The sequence below is a fragment of the Streptomyces sp. CNX435 genome, from assembly GCF_059570575.1.
Genome location: NZ_JCANTA010000022.1, coordinates 87,156 through 104,367 on the forward strand (window position 1 = coordinate 87,156; position 17,212 = coordinate 104,367).

Annotated in this window: 18 protein-coding genes and 1 pseudogene; 7 read left to right on the plus strand and 12 right to left on the minus strand. The window is 72.4% G+C overall.

The genetic code is table 11. The annotated features are described in order from the left end of the window. Nucleotides 1-69: 69 nt before the first annotated feature. The 6 genes and pseudogenes from T328_RS28630 to T328_RS28655 all read right to left on the minus strand — a co-directional run bounded on the left by T328_RS28630 (nt 70) and on the right by T328_RS28655 (nt 3,317). Nucleotides 70-246, minus strand: a complete 177-nt coding sequence (locus T328_RS28630; RefSeq protein WP_496499093.1) for a hypothetical protein — start codon at nt 244-246, stop codon at nt 70-72. A 95-nt stretch (nt 247-341) separates the two neighbouring features. Further along, a pseudogene (fxlM, locus tag T328_RS28635) lies at nt 342-1,519 on the minus strand (methyltransferase, FxLD system). A 286-nt stretch (nt 1,520-1,805) separates the two neighbouring features. After that, a complete protein-coding gene (locus tag T328_RS28640) occupies nt 1,806-2,234 on the minus strand; it encodes an ATP-binding protein (protein ID WP_496499094.1) in 429 nt (142 codons plus the stop codon). 47 nt (nt 2,235-2,281) lie between these two features. Continuing rightward, nucleotides 2,282-2,482, minus strand: a complete 201-nt coding sequence (locus T328_RS28645; protein ID WP_496499095.1) for a hypothetical protein — start codon at nt 2,480-2,482, stop codon at nt 2,282-2,284. Beyond that, nucleotides 2,479-2,724 carry a hypothetical protein gene (locus T328_RS28650; protein ID WP_496499096.1) on the minus strand — a complete coding sequence of 82 codons (246 nt, stop codon included), beginning with the start codon at nt 2,722-2,724 and terminating at the stop codon, nt 2,479-2,481. Before T328_RS28650 ends, T328_RS28645 begins: the two co-directional genes overlap by 4 nt. Nucleotides 2,725-2,882: 158 nt before the next feature. Then, nucleotides 2,883-3,317 carry a recombinase family protein gene (locus tag T328_RS28655; RefSeq protein WP_496499097.1) on the minus strand — a complete coding sequence of 145 codons (435 nt, stop codon included), beginning with the start codon at nt 3,315-3,317 and terminating at the stop codon, nt 2,883-2,885. Between the two features lie 145 nt (nt 3,318-3,462). Between T328_RS28655 and T328_RS28660 the strand changes: the two genes are divergently transcribed. Beyond that, the gene (locus T328_RS28660) at nt 3,463-4,641 is read left to right on the plus strand and encodes a helix-turn-helix domain-containing protein (protein WP_496499098.1); all 1,179 of its coding nucleotides are present in this window, start codon (nt 3,463-3,465) and stop codon (nt 4,639-4,641) included. Nucleotides 4,642-4,698: 57 nt separating this feature from the next. On the opposite strand, the gene T328_RS28665 is transcribed toward T328_RS28660, so the two are convergent. Both T328_RS28665 and T328_RS28670 read right to left on the minus strand, forming a co-directional pair. Beyond that, nucleotides 4,699-5,889: an acyl-CoA dehydrogenase family protein gene (locus T328_RS28665; protein WP_496499099.1), complete on the minus strand. Its 1,191-nt coding sequence runs from the start codon at nt 5,887-5,889 to the stop codon at nt 4,699-4,701. Nucleotides 5,890-6,231: 342 nt separating this feature from the next. After that, nucleotides 6,232-7,608, minus strand: a complete 1,377-nt coding sequence (locus tag T328_RS28670; RefSeq protein ID WP_496499100.1) for an NsdA family TPR-like regulatory protein — start codon at nt 7,606-7,608, stop codon at nt 6,232-6,234. Between the two features lie 200 nt (nt 7,609-7,808). Between T328_RS28670 and T328_RS28675 the strand changes: the two genes are divergently transcribed. From T328_RS28675 to T328_RS28695, 5 genes are all read left to right on the plus strand, one after another. Next, the gene (locus T328_RS28675) at nt 7,809-7,937 is read left to right on the plus strand and encodes a lasso RiPP family leader peptide-containing protein (RefSeq protein WP_179180899.1); all 129 of its coding nucleotides are present in this window, start codon (nt 7,809-7,811) and stop codon (nt 7,935-7,937) included. 160 nt (nt 7,938-8,097) lie between these two features. Next, on the plus strand, nt 8,098-9,933 hold the full coding sequence (locus tag T328_RS28680; RefSeq protein WP_496499101.1) for an albusnodin/ikarugamycin family macrolactam cyclase: 1,836 nt from the start codon (nt 8,098-8,100) through the stop codon (nt 9,931-9,933). Beyond that, nucleotides 9,917-10,210: a PqqD family peptide modification chaperone gene (locus T328_RS28685; RefSeq protein WP_496499102.1), complete on the plus strand. Its 294-nt coding sequence runs from the start codon at nt 9,917-9,919 to the stop codon at nt 10,208-10,210. The genes T328_RS28680 and T328_RS28685 overlap by 17 nt, the downstream gene beginning before the upstream one ends. After that, nucleotides 10,201-10,623: a lasso peptide biosynthesis B2 protein gene (locus tag T328_RS28690; RefSeq protein ID WP_496499103.1), complete on the plus strand. Its 423-nt coding sequence runs from the start codon at nt 10,201-10,203 to the stop codon at nt 10,621-10,623. Before T328_RS28685 ends, T328_RS28690 begins: the two co-directional genes overlap by 10 nt. Nucleotides 10,624-10,702: 79 nt before the next feature. After that, on the plus strand, nt 10,703-11,713 hold the full coding sequence (locus T328_RS28695) for a protein-L-isoaspartate O-methyltransferase family protein (RefSeq protein ID WP_496499104.1): 1,011 nt from the start codon (nt 10,703-10,705) through the stop codon (nt 11,711-11,713). A 201-nt stretch (nt 11,714-11,914) separates the two neighbouring features. Here the strand turns inward: T328_RS28695 and T328_RS28700 are convergent, their stop codons facing one another. Then, complete coding sequence (locus T328_RS28700; RefSeq protein WP_496499105.1) at nt 11,915-12,709, minus strand: carbon-nitrogen hydrolase family protein; 795 nt, start codon at nt 12,707-12,709, stop codon at nt 11,915-11,917. 237 nt (nt 12,710-12,946) lie between these two features. Continuing rightward, nucleotides 12,947-13,750, minus strand: a complete 804-nt coding sequence (locus T328_RS28705; RefSeq protein WP_496499106.1) for an HpcH/HpaI aldolase family protein — start codon at nt 13,748-13,750, stop codon at nt 12,947-12,949. Between the two features lie 61 nt (nt 13,751-13,811). Here T328_RS28705 and T328_RS28710 point away from each other — a divergent pair, with 61 nt between their 5' ends. Further along, nucleotides 13,812-14,495 carry a GntR family transcriptional regulator gene (locus T328_RS28710; RefSeq protein ID WP_496499107.1) on the plus strand — a complete coding sequence of 228 codons (684 nt, stop codon included), beginning with the start codon at nt 13,812-13,814 and terminating at the stop codon, nt 14,493-14,495. Between the two features lie 41 nt (nt 14,496-14,536). Here T328_RS28710 and T328_RS28715 read toward each other — a convergent pair whose 3' ends face one another. After that, nucleotides 14,537-16,369, minus strand: coding sequence for an ABC transporter ATP-binding protein (locus tag T328_RS28715; protein ID WP_496499108.1), 1,833 nt, complete (start codon nt 16,367-16,369; stop codon nt 14,537-14,539). Next, the gene (locus T328_RS28720) at nt 16,366-17,190 is read right to left on the minus strand and encodes a creatininase family protein (protein ID WP_496499109.1); all 825 of its coding nucleotides are present in this window, start codon (nt 17,188-17,190) and stop codon (nt 16,366-16,368) included. Before T328_RS28720 ends, T328_RS28715 begins: the two co-directional genes overlap by 4 nt. Nucleotides 17,191-17,212: the final 22 nt, after the last annotated feature.

The following is a 17,212-nucleotide window of genomic DNA, read 5'->3' on the forward strand; positions in this document are numbered from 1 at the left end:
GGCTCCCCAGGAGAGGGACGGGCCGGACACGCTTCAGCATGTCCGGCCCTGGACACTGGTCCTGGTGGGTCAGCAGCCGGTCGTCGGGCCCTGCGGCGGGGACTCGCCGCAACCGTCCCCGGTCGTGTCGCCATCGCCGTCGCCGTCGCCGTCGCCGTCGCCATCGCCGCTGAGCCACGTGGTCAGCTCCCCGATGTCCTCACGGGTGGGGTCCAGCGCGAACGGGTCATCAACTGCGTTTGTCATGTCGTTCCCTCCCTTCAGCGCACGGGCTCCCAGGGCTCCGTTGCCCAAGAGCGCGGTTCCGGGTCAGTCCCCTGTTCTGGGGCCGGCCCGAGTCTTCAGGTGCCAATCACCAGGCGGGAGCTGGGCTTGTTCACGGTCACGGAATCCGCCGTGGGGAAGTCCCCCCGGCCACGGATGTAGGCGCGTACGACCGGTTCGCCGGCGTGCCGGGCCTCGCGATCGAAGCGGGATACCGCAGCGACCAGGCGTGCGCTCAGCTCTTCCCGCCCGGGACCGTGGCCGATCACGCCGATCTCGAAGCCGTCCCGTTGGCCCTCCTGCGCGCGCAAGGTGAGGTAGGCCAGGGAATCGTCTGTCCAGATGCAAGCCGCGCCGGTGCCCAGCACCCACCCGACCAGGCCGCGGTCGTTCGCTTCCGAAGTGGCTCGCAGCCTGCCGTACGGAGCAGCGGCGCCGGCCAGCCAGACATCCAGCCGCGGCAGCACACGCTCGGATCCGGTCAGCTCCACCCCTGTCCACCGTTCACACCGCGGCTCGGCGAACGCCTTGGTCAACGCCGTGTCGTCGACCGCCTGGTCCTCATCCACGACGAGCCGCACGTCGCTTCCGGCGAGTTGCACCGTGCGCGGGGCGTGCGTGGCACTCACCCCCTGCATGGCTACGAAGCCGGAGAGGATGAGCGCATCGCTGCGCAGGTGATCGTCCTCCCGGGCGAAGGCGATCGTGCGGGCCAGGGAGCGAAATCGCAGTGGCACCAGCAGTCGGCCGTCGTCGGCGAGTTGGTCGACCCACGGCGCAGGCAGGTCGGCGGCGCCCACAGTGACGATGATCAGATCGAATCCGCCGGCCGTCGCACCGGGGGTCGGCTGGGCGCCATCCGCAGTGATCACCTGAACGCGGTCGTAGCCGGTCGCGTCCAGCATGCGACGTGCCTCGCGGTGATGTCGGGGTCGATGTCGATGCTCGTGACTTCGCCTTCCGGGCCGACAAGCTCGGACAGGAGCGCGGCATTGCAGCCGCCCGAGCCGATCTCCAGTACCCGCATCCCGGGCGCCACACGAGCTGCCTCAAGCATCCGCGCGTGCAGCCACGGCGCACTGACCGAGCTGACCCAGCGGCCCTCAGAGGTGCGCTTCGTGACCACCCCCTCGGGCGCTCCGTACACGTCTTCGGCCGGCACTTCGGGCACGAAGTGGTGCCGCGGTACGGCACGGAACGCAGCCTCCACCTCATCGGAGACGATGGCTCCCTGCTTCCGCAGCTCGGCGACCATCCCTTCCCGCAACAGCTCGGTGGAATCCGAATCAGCTTGGGTTTCGGTCACAGCAACATCCCTTTCAGCGCATACACGTACTCGTGCGAACGACGCTGTGTCACGTCGGGCACCGGCGTGCCCGGAGGGTTGGTCCAGCTCAAGGTGGTTCGAGCGGAGAGATGCGAGGACAGCTGGTTCGGTGCCAGGTTCATGGTGGCGGCCAGCCGCCTTCCTTGTCCCGGAGTCGACGGGGCGAGCCGCCGCAGACGCTGAACAGCCGCAGCAGGGGGCGGGAGTGCGGGTGTCATGACGACGCCTCGCCGGGGTACGGCGAGGCGAGAGGGAACCCGCACCACACGACCTTGCCGGGCCCGCGGCGCGGGCAGGTGCCCCAGCGGCCGGCTTCGTCGGTGGGCGCGGCGTCGCACAGCTCGGGCGAGACGGGGTCGGCGTCGTGCACTTCCACGAGAAACTCGGCATCAGTGAGCGACAAGCGCAGCAAGAACAAGCGGCCCGGTGTCCTGCCGTGTTGGAGCGCGTTGGTGCACAGCTCGGAGACGCACAGGCGCACGGCATCGGCGTCAATCGGCGGTGCCCACTCGTTCAGGACGTGGGCGGTGAAGACGCGAGCCCGCCGGATCGACGCGGCGGTGTCGGGGAGCATCTGCGAGCGCGTACGCCTCGACGCCAGGGCCACGAGGGCGGGAGTGAGCGCGTTGTCTGTTGTGGTCATCGCCACCTCCTATGTTCAGCCAGCCATGCACGGCCGGGGGCGGGAGTTCAGTGGGCGGGATGTCTGCGGATGAGGACGTTGGCGTCGCTGACGGCGGACAGGTCACCCGCCGCGCGGGCCACTGTCCGGCCCTCGGCCAGCTCCGCGCACCTCGCGCAGCTGGGGGCCGCGGTGGCGTCGGGGGTGGGGAACGGGTCGGGCAGGTGGACCGGGCCGTCTGCGGAGGTCCGGTGCGATGGTGCGGTCATCGGGCTCTGCCTTCCTGGGTCGGCCGCAGCCAGGCGAGCACAGGGCCCGCTCGGCGTACCGCGGTCCGGCGCTCGTCGTCGGTCAGGGGGCGGCACGCGGGGAGCGGTGAGACCCACGGGCGGCCACCGCCGCGCAGCCGAAGCCAGACGTAGTCGTCGAGCAGGCGGTCCACGCGGCCGAGCCCACCGGTCCGCAGATCCATCAGCAAGTCGCCCGGCTCTGACGGCTGCTCAGCGTTCACGCCCTCTCCTCCCACCACCCCCGGGGGCGGGTAGCCGCGCCAGTCCGGCGCCTCACCCAAACTCGCCACCGCAGGCCGCGGGTTGAACGGCTCGTGCTCCCGCTCCCGCCTCCGGGACACCGGAGGAAGCCGACGGGCCTCGGGCCCGTCGTCGGCGCTCACGGCCGCCTCCTCACCGACAACGGGGCGGTGACGGTGATCCGGCCGCGGCTGAGTTCCCGGTCGTCCTCCCCACCGGCGGTGACGCAGTGCCCGCCGACCTGATGGACAGCGAGACGCAAGATCGCGCAGTCGGACCGGTCCCAGCTGACGCGGTCCCAGGTGTCGACCAGGCACACCGCGGGTGCGGCGGCCTGACGCATGGCATAGGTGAGCCCGTCCCACGCAGGCCGTGCCCGGGCGCGCAGCGCGTTGTCCCCGCGGTCCACCCACTCCCCGGCCACCACCCAGCCGCGGTCGGCCGCGTACTGCCGGCATCGCTCTATGCGCTCGTCCAGTGCGCCGGTCGCCGTCGTGGCGTGCCGGTCGTAGATGAAGGCGAGCCGCGGCGCCGGGTCTTCGAGTTCCGGCGAGCCGTGGGGGTGGTCGATCATCCGCCTCTCCTGTCACCGCACCTTCGCTGTGTGTAACCAGCAAACCGCTGGCGTGCAAGATCAGAGAACACAACAGGGACACAACTCGGCAGGGTCACAATGGGGTTGGAGGCGGCATCGCGAGCACGGTGAGAAGGTGGCAGTCATGGACAGCAAGTCACCGGCAGCGGGTGAGAACATCGCGGTCCTTCGCAAAGCCCGAGGGCTGGGACAGACGAAGCTGGCTCGCGATGCCGGGATCTCCCTCAGCTACCTCAAGAAGATCGAAGAGGGAGTACGACCGGCCACTCCTCCCGTCGTAGCCTCCCTCGCCCGTGCCATGCACGTAACGACCCAACGGATCTACGGCCAGCCGTTCACAGACCCCAGCGAGCAGGCAGACCTGCTGAACGACCTACGGGCAGCGGTCCGGCGCCACACGCTGCCCAGGGAGGACATCCCGGAGCAGTCCGCCCTGAGCGCCGCACTGCAGGACGTGGCCCGGTTCCGTTCCGACACTGACTACCTGGGGCTACTCAGGAGGCTCCCGGCCGTTCTGGGCCAGGTCACAGCGACCGCCCTGCAGGCGGGCGGGGATGCGGTCGCCTGGGGGCAGGTCGCCGACACATACGGCGCCGCTTATACCGTCGCGCACCGGTACGCCCAGCCAGACCTGGCGGACATGATCGTGGCTCGGCAGCAGTGGGCCGCCATGCAGACGTGGAACCCCGGGGCGGAGGCCGCTGCCGCCTGGAACGAGGCGGGCTGCTATCAGAGCGCCGGACAGTACGAGGACGGGCTCGCGATCGTAGAGCGCGCCATCGGCAAGTACCAGGCGGCGAGGAACGGCCCGGAGGGCGCCATAGTGCTCGGCTCCCTCCATCTGCGGGGCGTCGTCCTCGCGTCTCGGGGCAGGGACAAGAGCGCGACCAAGGACCATGCGCGGCACGCCTGGGAGTTGGCCGAGAGCATGCCTCACGATGTGGTCCGGCACCACCTGACGTTCGGGCCCGGGAATACGTCCCTGTACGAACTCGCGGCGCTCGTGGAACTCGGCCAGCCGGACCGGGCCGCGGAGATGGCGCCCAGACTCATCACCGAGCCCCCGGAGGGCCTCAAGCCCAACCGCATCGCGCGCCTCTACATCGATGTCGCCCGCGCCCGGTTGGCGATCAAGGACCTGGACGGGGCAGAGGAGGCGCTGAAGCGCGCCTTCGCCGTAGCGCCGCAGATGGCCCAGATCCACCCCATGTGCCGCGAGGTGCTGCGCGTGCTGTTCGTGCTCCATCAACGGTCCCGCCCGGACCTCGTGACGATGGCGAAGCGGGCCGGCCTGACCGAGTAGGTGCGGCTGGGCGGAAGGTGCCTCCGCGGCGCAGAAGACGCGCCCCGTCGCTCGCACTCAGACCGGCTGGACGGAACGCGGTGCGTGGCGGGCCGACCACGGTTCGTGGTCGGCGCCGAGTGCCACCTCCGCCAGCCGCAGCCGCTGTACGTCGGAGGTCCCGGCCGGGGGTAACACGTGGTACGCGTCGCGCAGATATCGCTCCACCGACATCTCCGGGTAGAGCCCGCAGGCGCCGTGCACCTCCATGGCCGTACGGGCCGAGTCGAGCGCGGACTCGACGTTGACCAGCTTGGCGTTCTGCAGCTCCGCGTCGCACGGCAGTCCGCGGTCCAGCAGGTGCGTCGCGTGGTACGCGGCCAGCCGGGCGGTCATCAGCCGCGACTGCATCTCGCCGAGCCGCTGCTTGACCGTGCCCAGCTCCGCCAGCGGCCGGCCGTAGCGGATCTGCCGGGCCGCGAAGGCGGTGGTCTCCTCCACCAGCGCCTGGTGGATGCCGAGGGCGACGGCGGTGAGGTTCGGCCTGCCGTACAGGATGCTGGAGGAGTACGCGACCGCCAGGCCGTCGCCTTCCCGCCCCAGCAGGTTCGCCGCGGGCACCCGGCAGTTCTCGAAGATCACCTCGCCGAAGCTGAAGCCGTGCAGCCCCATGGAGGGCCGGTGCGGGCCCAGCCGGCAGCCGGGGCGGTCGGCCTCCACGAGCAGCGCCGACAGGCCCTGGGAGCCGGGCCCGGTGCGGACGACGACCCCGTGGAGATCGCCGACGTGGCTGTTGCCGACGAACACCTTGCGGCCGTTGACCACGTACTCGTCCCCGACCCGCTCGGCGTGCGCCGACATCCCCAGCACATGGCTGCCGGACGTGGGTTCGGTGACGGCTATCGTCGGCATGCAGACGCCGGCGGATATCAGCGGCAGCCACGTCTTCTTCTGCACGGCGCTGCCGAAGTGCACGATCTTCGCGACGCCGAGCTGCGACGCCTGCACCATCGCGCCCATGGCCGCGCTCACCCGCGAAAGCTCTTCGATCACGATCGTTTTGGCGAGGTGGCCCAGCTCCATCCCGCCGTAGTCGGCCTCGACGGTGACGCCGAGCCAGCCCTGCCGGGCGATGTCGCGGGACAGCTCGTACTGCACGTTCCGCGACTCCTCCATCCCCGGGACCCGGGGGCGGACCTCGCGTTCCGCGTAGGCACGGACCTCCTCCCTGAGACGTTTGTGACGCTCCGTGAGGAAGTAACCGTCCATCTGAGTCTCGCCTTCTCGCGGCAGGGGGTGAGCAGGTCGGCGTGGCCCGTGGGGAAGTGGGGCCGGGTGGGGCTGGGTGGGGCCCTACACCCACGGTGGTGATTTATCGCCTTCGCCGCAGCACCCCGAAACGCTCGCTTCCGGGTCGTTCACCTCCCTGTATGCGCGCCGTCGCGCTCCGCGTCCGCCTCGTATGCGGGTTACGTTCCTTTTTGGTCTACGGGCCGCCTAACCCCAACGCACCCCAAACGGCCCCCGGGCGGCCGGCAGCGACCGGCCGGCCGGGGCGGTTGTGAACCGGGCCGGGTCCGTCACATCCTGTCCCCGGCCCGGAGGTTGGGGTCAGCGGCGGTTGCTGAGGAAGTCGCGGGCGCGTTCGTCTAGTTCGGCGGCGCATCGCAGTCCGCGGGTGCGGAAGCGGGACAGGTCGCGGCGCATGTTGCCCACGGCCTTGCGGGTCCGCCCGGACTGGACGCCGTCCATGTGGTCGATGGCCCGGTCCCAGGTGGCGCACGCCTGCTCGACGCTGCCCTGGGCGGCCTGCATCCCGGCCTGCGCGACCAGGTCCAGGGCGACGATCCGTGCATAGGTGCCCGGCGGTCGGCTTGCCGCCGCCGTCCCGTACATCGCCGCGGCCCGGCGCCGGTCCCCGAGCGTCTCGAAGACTTTCGCTGTCCGGCTGTGGACGGTGGCGGCGGGCGGGCCCCACGACAGGGCCCAGAACGGGACCTCGTCGCCCCTCGCCGAGTTCAGGGCGGTGCGGGCGCGCTCGACCTCGCGTACGGCTTCCTGCCGCCGGCCTGCTTTGGCGAGGGCGTGTGCGTGGGTGACGGCGAACAGCGCCTCGGTCTGGGTGTCGACCCGTCCGTGGACCTTGTCGACGGCGCTCGCGGCCAGGGCCAGGCAGTGCTCGGGGCGGTGCAGCTTCATGCCCTGCTGGGACATGGTCCTCATGACGAAAGCGTCGTGCCCGGTGATGCCCGACTCGTGGGCCAGGGCGTACGCCTGGAGGTAGTACCTCTGCGCGAGGCCCTGTTCTCCGCCGTCGTACGCCCGCCAGCCGGCCTGGTGAACGCCGACAGCGGCGACGGACAGCATGTGCTGGTGGTCGTCCTCGGAAGCGAACCGGCCCCGGCACAGGGTCGCGACGTCCGACATCAGGTACTGCACAAGGGCGGAGCGGCCGTGCTGTCCGCCGTGGCGTTCGTCCATCACCGCGAACATCGCGACCATGTCGCGTACTGCGGCCACGTCCGCGTGCCCGACCCGGGCGCCGGTGCGGGCCTTGGCCGCGCGGGAGGCGATGTCGTCGACGTGCTCCAACGGCAGTACTGCGGCAGCCACCGAGTACGCCGCACCGGACAGGAAGCCTCGACGGTCCAAGTCGCCTCTCCAGATCGGCATCAGGGCGTCCAGCGGGTCGTCTCCGATGGACAGTCCCAGGCTGTCATTCTCCCAGCCGGCCGGGACCGGCAGGCCCAGATCCTCCAGGGTCAGGGTCCGTCCCAGTCGGCGGGAGAGAGCGACGGCCAGGTAGCGGCCGGTGTGCCCCGAAGGCATCGCTCCGGCGATCCAGTGGTCCACCGCCGACTTGTTCGTCCGCAGGGAGGCGCCCATCTCGGCCGCGACCTGGCGGACCGCATGGGCGAGCGCCGCGTACGTCCATCCCGATTCCGCGACGGCGTCCCGCAGCCTGGTGTTCGGTAAGCGCTGGGCCATGACCGCCCCCCGTATACCTCGTATACCCATCCGTCCTTCCCAACCGTACCGACGAAGAGTCACCGCCGGTTGACTGTTGGTTATGCCCGGCAGGACGCGGACCGGAATCCCGGGGACGCTGAACTGCCGGGACGGGCACCGCCGTTCACTGCGCGTCCGCTCCCGGACGCCAGGGACGGAACACGGATGGAGGTTCCGACATGGAGCACACCACGCAGACCCCGGCCTACCAGGCGCCGGTCGTGCTGGACGCCGGCGACGTCGTCGAGGTGACGCTGGGCACCCAGAACTTCGACACCGCCGACGACACCCAGTACAAGAACGCCTGACCTTCGGGTCCGCCGGGCCGGACGGGGTCCACGCCGCTCCGTCGGGCCCGGCCCAGGGGACGCCGGGCCCGCCATACCTGTGCTGGGGCACAGACGGGTGGGCCCGGCGCTCTTTTCGGTTGCTGGCCAGGTACGACGAGTCGTGAAGGAGACGGCGGCGATGCGGTGGAGCGCGGGACGGTACGGAACAACGGAAGAAGCCAGATGGCCCCGGCACGGGCACCCGGTGCCCGGCATCGAGGCGGCATGGACGGTGGGCTGGCCCACGGATCGGGTGCGGTCGGTGAGCCAGGGAACCGTGTCGCTGGCCGTGATCGGGGACTGCGGGGCCGACGACGACCAGCTCGCCGCACGGCTGTCGTCGGTGCGGGCCGGGCGGTGGCGGGAGCTGACCCGGTGGCCCGGCTCGTACCTCACGATCGCCCGCAATGGGGCGACGCTGGCCGTCGTCGGTGATCTGGCCGGGCAGCACCCCGTGTACTGGCGAAGCTACGGCGGTGCGGTGTGGTGGGCGACGTCCGCGCTGGCGCTGGCCGTTCTCGACGGGGCGCCGGTCGACCCGACCGCGCTGGCCGCGCATCTCGCGCTGGCCCAGCCGGACGTCCTTCGGCAGCGCAGCCTGATGCGGTGCGTCGAACGGGTACCGGGCGGGCACCTGCTGCTGGCCGGCCCCTCGGGCGCCCGTACGGTGCGGTTCGAGCCGGCCGCATACGGGAGCGTGGATCTGCCTCTCGCCGCGGCGACGGTACGGGCCGCGCTGGTCGAAGCCGTCGCCACCCGCCTCGACGGCCGCTTGGTCAGCGCCGACCTGGCCGGACTCGACTCCACCACGCTGGCCTGCCTCGCCGCCCAGCAGGGCCCGGTCACCGCGGTGACGTTCGCCGATGAACGCCTGCGCGACGACGACCTCCCGTACGCGACCCGCACCGCCGCGGCGGTGCCGCACCTGACCCACCACGTGGTGTCCGGCACCGCGTCCACCGTCTACTACGACGGCCTGGACGACCTGCGTCGGCTGCCGGTGACCGACGTTCCCCACGCCTACGCGGTCACCGCGTCGATCAAACGGGCCGTGCTGGACACCGTGGCCACCCACCACCCGGCCCCGGGCCTGCACTTCACCGGTTCGGCCGGGGACGCGGTGCTGTCCGCCCCCTCCTCCTACCTCGCCGACCTGCTGCGCGAGCGGCAGCACCGCCGGGCCTGGTCTCACGCGCTCGGTCACGCCCGGCTGCGGCACACCTCCGCCTGGTCGGTCCTGCGGCGGGCCCGACCCGCCTCCCGGACCGGTCTGGCCGGCGAGTGGCGGCAGACGGCCGCCGAACTGCGCGGCCCTGTACGGCAGTGGATGCCGCAGGCGTCCCGACCGGTGTCGTGGACACCGCTGCTGGCCACGGCCGACTGGATGAGCCCCGACATCCGCCACCAACTCGCCGCCGCCCTCGACACCGCCGCCGACCATCTGGACGACGCACCCGCACGCCTCGCCACGTGGGCGGACGGGCAGGACCTCGCCCGCCTCGGCGCCGACACCACCGGCTGGCGGCAACTGGCCGCCGAGTGGTACGGCATCGATCTGGTCGCCCCGTATCTCGACAACGAGGTGATCCGGGCCTGCCTGGCGGTCCCCGCAGATCAGCGCGGCGCCCCCGGCCGCTACAAACCGCTGCTGAAGACGGCGTTCACCGGGACCGGGGTGCTGCCCGGCTTCGTGCTCTCCCGAACCACGAAGGGCGGCTTCAACGCCCTCGCGTACGCGGGCCTGCGGAACAACGCCCCCGTCCTGCTCGATCTTCTCGGGCCGTCTTCACGGCTGGCCGCCGCCGGGCTGGTCACCGAGCGGCCGGTGGCGCGGATGCTCGCCCGGGCCGCTGCCGGACAGCCCACCGCCCAGGGCGCCCTGCACCTCGCGGTCTCCGCTGAGGTCTGGCTCCGGCAGCTCGATACCGCCGCCACCACCTGGTGGGAGGTGAACTCCCGTGTGGCGACTGGCTGAGAGCGCCCACCCGGTCCTGACCGACGAAGGCGGCGCGATCCTGGATGAGCGCACGGGCCGCTGGACGCACCTGACCCCGACCGCGTCCGCCGCCGTGATGCTCCTGCTCGCGGGCACCACCGAGGAGGAGGCCGCCGGGCAGTACGCGCAGCGGTACGGCATCGGCGGCGAACACGCCGCCGCCGACGTCCGTACGGTCGCCGACGCGCTGACCGCGCAGGGCCTCGCCGTCACGCAGCCCGTGATCCGCCGCCGCAGGTGGGGGTGGTGGCAGTGACGAGCATGGAGGCGTACTCCACCGTCCGCACCGGGACCTTCGCCGAGCGGATGGCCGCAGCCGCCGGTCTCGCGCTCGCCCTTCTGCGGCTGCCGTTCCGGCACACCGTCCGCGCTGTGCGCTGGGCACGCCGGGCGGGCCGCCGGCCGCTCACCCCGGAGCGGGCCGGGGCGCTGGTTGACGCGGTCCGGCACACCGGCCACCTGTGGCCCGGCCGCGCCGCCTGCATGGAGACCTCTCTCGGCGCGGTCCTGGCAGCCGCCCTGCTGGGGCGCCGCCTGAACTGGTGCCTGGGCGCGCGGTTCTCCCCGCCACCGGTCGAGTACCACGCCTGGGCCGAGGTGCCCGGCCACGGCCCGGTCGGCGAGTACACCGAAGCCGGATGGCACCACCACACCGCACTGACCATCTGACCGCCCCGCCGGCGCCGTGTCCTTCACCCGCCCGGAGCAGTTGACCGAATGCCTGTACTCGTCCCCGAGGAGTGAGCCGATGTCCGCCGTCGCCCTGGCCGCCGAGACCGTCCCCGAGCGCCACTACACCCACCACGAAGGCCGCGGCGCCACCCCGCACCGCTCGAACCCCGCCGTCGTCCACCGCGAACTGACCACGCTGGACGCACGGACGGGTATGAACGTCGTGGAGTTCGGCACCGGCTCCGGCTACTCCGGCGCTCTGCTCGCCGAACTCGTCGGCCCCACGGGCCAGGTGACCAGCCTCGACATCGACACCTACCTGACCCGCTGGGCCGGCCTCATCCACCACCAGCGGGGCCTGAAGCACGTCCGCTGCCACGCGGCGGACGGCACCGGCGGCTTCCCCGAGCGGGCACCCTACGATCGGATGGTGGCCTGGTGCACCCCGCCGATGCTGCCGAAGGCGTGGGTGAATCAGGTCGTCGACGGCGGCCTCATCGTCGCCCCGCTGCCGATCGCGGCCGTGCCCAACATGACCGTCGTCACCAAGATCCGCGTCACCGGCGGCGAGCCCGCGGTCGAGGAGGTGTTCACCGGCGGCTACATCGAGGCCACCAGCTCGCCCAAGACCGACCTCGACCTGCCCGGCCGGTGGGTGGACTGGGAGAACCGTCTCCCCGCCCCCTCCTGGATCTCCATCGCCTGGCGAGACGAGGACGACCACCTGAACACCGGCGCCCGCACCGCGCTGGACCGGCTGCTCAAGGACACGCACACCGAGCCGTACCCGGGTGCGGAGATCGACCTGCCGTCCTGGCGGACCTTCGCCGCCACCCGCGGCGACCACCGCCTCACCATGGCCGGGCTCAGCCCGGACCTGTGGGCAATCGGCCACACCACCACCACAACGGCCGCCGTCATCCAGCAGGACGGCACGATCCTCGCCGATGCCCCCGACTCCCCGTCCCTGACCGTCCTGCACGACTGGCTGAGGCAGTGGGAAGAGACCGGCCGCCCCGCCCCCGTCACCTACACCCCCGCCCTGACCCGCACCGGCGACGGCTGGGACCTGCGACTCTCCCGGTAGCCCTGCCGCTGCCGGCCACGTACGTTGCCCGGGACGCCGAAGCGTCCCGGGCAACGTCGTCTTCGTTCCGGCGCAGGGCCCAGATCACGGCCTGTCAAAACTTCTGACGGCAACACCGGTTTCTGGTCTGTGCCTACGCAGATCCCGGCCTCGGTCACTCCCGAGCACCTGGAATCCGGCGCGTCGGGACCCCAGGCGCCGTCAGCCGAAGGCCACCGAGAAGCGGCGGTTGGCCAGGCTCGGGTTCTTCACCCGCACCTCCGCCACCCGCGCCGCGTCGAGGACCGCGGAGGCCACGCCGGGCGTCTCACCGGCGGAGGCGGCGATCTGGCCCATGGGGTCGACGATGGCGCTCTGCCCGCACCAGGTGGGCCCCGTCTGGCCGCAGCCGAGGACGTACACGGTGTTCTCGATCGCCCGGGCCCGCAGCAGGGTGGTCCAGTGGTCCTCCTTGGCCGGTCCGGTGACCCAGGCGGCGGGTACGGCGATGGCCTCGGCGCCGGCGTCGACCAGGAACCGGGCCATCTCCGGGAAGCGGAGGTCGTAGCAGGTCATGACGCCGACGGTGAGGCCGTCGAGGGTGAAGGTCAGCGCCTTGGCGGGCTGCGGCTGGATGCGGTCGGACTCGCGGTAGCCGAAGGCGTCGTAGAGGTGGACCTTGCGGTACACGCCGAACTGCTCGCCGCCGCGGTCCACGGCGAGGACGGTGTTGCTGGGCTTGCCGGCGCCCCCGCCCGCCGCCTCCGTCATGCCGGCGACGACCGCGACGCCGTGCTCCCTGGCCAGTGCGCCGATCGCGGTGGCGAACGGCCCGTCGACCGCCTCGGCGGCGCCGGCGGTCTCGGCCTGCGGGTCGGGGTTGGCGTACATGGCGTTCTCGGGGAGGACGACGAGGTCCGAGCCACGCGCGGCGGCGGTGGCGACGAGGTCGGCGGCGGTCTTGAGGTTGGCGGCCTTGTCGGTGGTGGCGGCGAACTGGGCGACGGTGGCGAGCATGAGTGGTGTGGTGCCTTTCGTGTGGTGGGGGCTGGAGGCCCAGCCCTCGGCGGGGGGCGGTGGGCGTAGCCCCCGGAAGTGGGTCTGGGGGCGCCGCCCTCGGCGGGGGTCGGGGGCCGTAGCCCTCAGGGGTCTGGAGGCGCAGCCCTCGGCGGGGGGTCGGTGGGGCGCAGCCCCGAGGGTCCTGGGGGCCGCAGCCCCCGGCGGGGGTCTGGGGCGCAGCCCCGGAATCTTGCGTTACCCGGCCCCGGCGGAGCCGGTGACGGGGGTCCGGGGGCGTAGCCCCCGGGAATCCGCCAGCGCGTCGGTCTCGGCGACCGCCGCCCCGAAGCCGGCCAGCAGCGCCCCGTGCTGCATGGTCAGGACCAGCTGGTCGGCGCCGTGCGCGAGCGCGAACGCCTTCTCGGCCGCGGACCACGCCGGCAGCACCCACGGCTTGCCCGCCGCCCGCGCGGCGTCCGCGACGGCGGCGAGGTCGGCGAAGTCCGCCTCGCTCCGGGTGTACGCGCCGCGTGCGCGGCGCATCGACAGGTCGCTGGGGCCGACGAACACGCCGTCGACCACCGGCAGTTCGAGGATCTTCTCGATCTCCGCCAGCGCCCCGGCGTCCTCGATCATCGGGTAGACCCGCGTCTCGCGGTCCTGCCGGGCGATCCAGTCGTCGTCGAACCCCCCGTAGCCCGCCGTCCGGCCGCCCGCGAAGCTGCGGTCGCCCAGCGGCGGGAACTTGCCGTACGCGCAGACCTCGGCGGCGTGCGCCGCGCTCTCCACGTGCGGGACGACGACGGCGGTGGCGCCGAAGTCCAGCGCCTGCTGGATCGGGCCGCGCTCCGGGCCGAGGACCTTGGCCAGCACGTCGAGGTCGAGCCGGCGCAGGAACGGGATGAAGCGCTCCAGGTCGGCGAGGTCGAATGCGCCGTGCTCGATGTCGAGCACCACGGCGCCGTACCCGGTGGCCGCCACGATCTCGGCGGTGGCGAAACTCGGGTCGGAAAGCCAGGCGGCGTAGGCGGGCCGGCGGTCGGTCGTGCGGGTGGGCATGAGCCTCCTTGAGCTTTGGTATACATTGCGTATACATATGCGGCGACAGAGGGCGGAGAGCGTGTCAGTCGACGAGGACGGGCGTGCGGTGACGGTGACGGCGCGGGCGCGGGCGTACGAGTGGGTCAGGGAGTCCGTCCTCCTGGGGCGGTATCCGGAGGGCTCGTTCCTGGAGGAGAAGGTCCTTTCCGAGGCCGCGGGGGTGTCGCGGACGCCCGTGCGCGAGGCGCTGCACCGGCTGGCCGCCGAGGGGTATCTCGACCTGCTGCCGCGGCGCGGCGCGCAGGTCCGCCGGGTCACCGTGGCCGAGATGATCGAGACGTACGAGCTGCGCCAAGTGCTGGAGATACACGGCTTCCGTACTCTGTGCGACAAGCGGCTGGAGATCCCCGCCCGGCAGACCGAGCTGCTGGAGGAGATGGGCGACGAGAAGCTGCTGGCGCGCTGCCGCGCCGGCGACCGGGAGGCGATCGCCGAACACGGGGCGCTCGACTTCCAGTTCCACTTCGGCTTCGTCCAGGCCACCGGCAACACCGTGCTCACCGACCTGTTCCGCAGCCTCCGGCCGCGGCACCAGCGCATCGGGGTCTCGGCGATAACGATCCGCCCCGAGCGGCTGCCGCTCATCATGCGCGAGCACGCGGCGCTGCTCGACGCCCTCGGTGGGTACGAGTTCGAGACCGCGGCCCGTACGATCCGCACCCACCTGAACCCCGACCAGTCGGTGGTCGCGCACCTGCAGTGACCGGCCGCGGCGCCCCACACGGCGGGGCGCCGGCGCCGCCCTCACGCCGCCGCCATCTCGCGCCATAGCCGGCGGCGCTCCGCCTGCTGCGCCGGGTCCGGCACCGGCGCGGCGGCGACGAGCCGCCTGGTGTACTCCGTACGCGGCCGGGCCAGCACCTCGCGCGCCGGGCCGTGCTCCACCAGACGGCCGTTCTGCAGCACCGCGACCTCGTGCGCGAGCAGTTCGACGACACCGAGGTCGTGGCTGATGAACAGGCACGCGAAGCCGAGCCGGTCCTGCAGCTCGCGGAACAGCCGCAGCACGGTGGCCTGGACGGAGACGTCCAGCGCGGACGTCGGCTCGTCGGCGATGAGCAGCTCCGGCTCCAGCGCCAGCGCGCGGGCGATGCCGACGCGCTGGCGCTGGCCGCCGGACAGCTCGTGCGGGAACCGGCTCGCCCAGGCCGCCGGCAGCTCGACCTGCTCCAGCAGATCGGCCACCCGGGCGTGCGCGGCGGCACGGCCCGCGGCACGGCCAGTGACGCCGTTGACCAGCAGCGGCGCGGCGATCGAAGCGCCGATCGACCAGCGCGGGTTGAGCGAGGCGCCGGGGTCCTGGAAGACCATCGAGTACGTCGGCCGGAAGGCGCGCAGCCGGCGGCCGGACAGGCCGGTGACGTCGGTGCCGCAGACCTCGACGGACCCGGCGGTCGCGCGGGTCAGCCCGACGACGGCCCGGCCGATGGTGGACTTGCCGGAGCCGGACTCGCCGACCAGGCCCAGGACTTCGCCCTTGCCGATCGTCAGGCTCACGCCGTGCACGGCCTTGAACCCCTTGCGGCCCAGCCGCCCGGGGTACTCGACCTCCAGGTCCCGTACCCGCAGCGTCGCGCCCTCCCCCGCCGGCAACGCCCCCACTGGCGGGGGTACCCCCACTGCCGCGGCTGCGTCCGCCCGGGGCTTCGGGTCGTGCCCCGCCGGTGCCGTCTCCGACCCGCGGATTCCGGGGCCTTGCTCCCCTGCACCACCCGGCGGGACGCCAGTCGGCTCCGCCTCGCCGGGGGGAGGCGGCTTGGGCACGGCGGCCAGCAGGCGGCGGGTGTACTCGTGCGCGGGCGCGGCGAACAGCCGCCCGACGGGCGCCTCCTCGACGACCTCGCCCTCCTTCATCACCACCACCCGGTCGGCGATGTCGGCGACCACGCCCATGTCGTGGGTGATGATGAGAACCGCGGAGCCGAGGTCGCGGCGCAGGCCGCGCAGCAGCTCCAGGATCTCGGCCTGCACGGTGACGTCGAGCGCGGTGGTCGGCTCGTCGGCGATGATCACCTCGGGGTTGCCGGAGATCGCCATGGCGATCATCGCGCGCTGCCGCTGGCCGCCGGACAGCTGGTGCGGATAGCTGTCGACGCGGCGCTCCGGCTCCGGGATGCCGACCTTCGTCAGCAGCTCGATCGCCCGGGCGCGGGCGCCGGCCGCGGAGATCTTCTCGTGGCAGCGGATCGCCTCGGCGATCTGCCGGCCGATGGTGTAGACGGGGTTGAGCGCCGTCATCGGCTCCTGGAAGATCATCGCGATCCGCTTGCCGCGGACGGTGCGCAGCGCCTCGTGGCCGAGGCCGAGCAGCTCGGTGTCGTGGAAGCGGATGCTGCCGCGGTGCCGGGCGCTGCCGGCGACCAGGCCGAGGACGGACATCGAGCTGACCGACTTGCCGGACCCGGACTCGCCCACCAGCGCGACGACTTCGCCGCGGCCGACGGTGAAGCTGACGTCCCGTACGGCCGGTGTCCACTCGCCCGCGACGCGGAAGTCCACCGACAGCCGCGCCACGCTCAGCACCGGCTCGGGCTCGGGCGCCGCGGCCACCTCTTCTCCGTCCGTCGCGGTACTCACTCCGGCACCGCCGTGGCTTCGGCCGTACGGGTGTTGCGGTCGTACTCCGCCAGGTACGCGGCGCAGAAGCCGAGGACCCGCTCGATCCACACCTTGCCGGTCTCGGCGCTGCCCAGGCTCACGTCGCCGGTGCAGCCGGTGGCGCTGATCTCGGAGAAGTCCCAGAGCACGGTGCCGGGTACGGGCTGGCCGGGGATGGCCGCCTCGGTGTAGCTCGTCGGCGTCCAGCCGGCGGGCGAGGAGAGCGCGCCGGGCTCGGCCAGGTCGCTCTGCACCTGCTCGGGGAACATCGCCAGCATCGCCGAGTGTTCCGGCTCGGCGCCGTGCCCGTAGGCGGTGGCCGGGTCCTCGTACACGTCGCGCATGAGGGCGTAGCCGAGCTGCCAGGGGTAGAGGTGGCCGACGAGCACGCCGAAGTCGCGGCGGGCGTCGAGGGCGGCGCCGGTCACCGGGCCGACGTTGCCGCCGTTGTTGTCGACGAGGACGATGCGCCGGAAGCCGGAGGCGACCAGCGCCTCGACGATCTCGTACGTGACGTTGCGCAGCGTCTCCTGGCTCAGGGAGAGGTTCCCGGCGAAGCCGCGGAAGACGCCGGAGTGGCCGTAGTTGAGGGCGGGCGCGACCCAGTAGCCGTGCTCGCGGGCCAGCCGGTCGGCGACCCACTCCGCGACGATGGAGTCCTCGTGGACCGGCAGGTGCGGCCCGTGCTGCTCGATGGCGCCGATGGGCAGCAGGACGACCGGGTCCTGCTCCGCCAGTTGCTTGACCTGCGTCCAGGACAGCTCGCCGAGACGGTGGGTGTCGGGCAGGGAGACGGCCATGGGGTTCGGTTCCTTTCGCTGC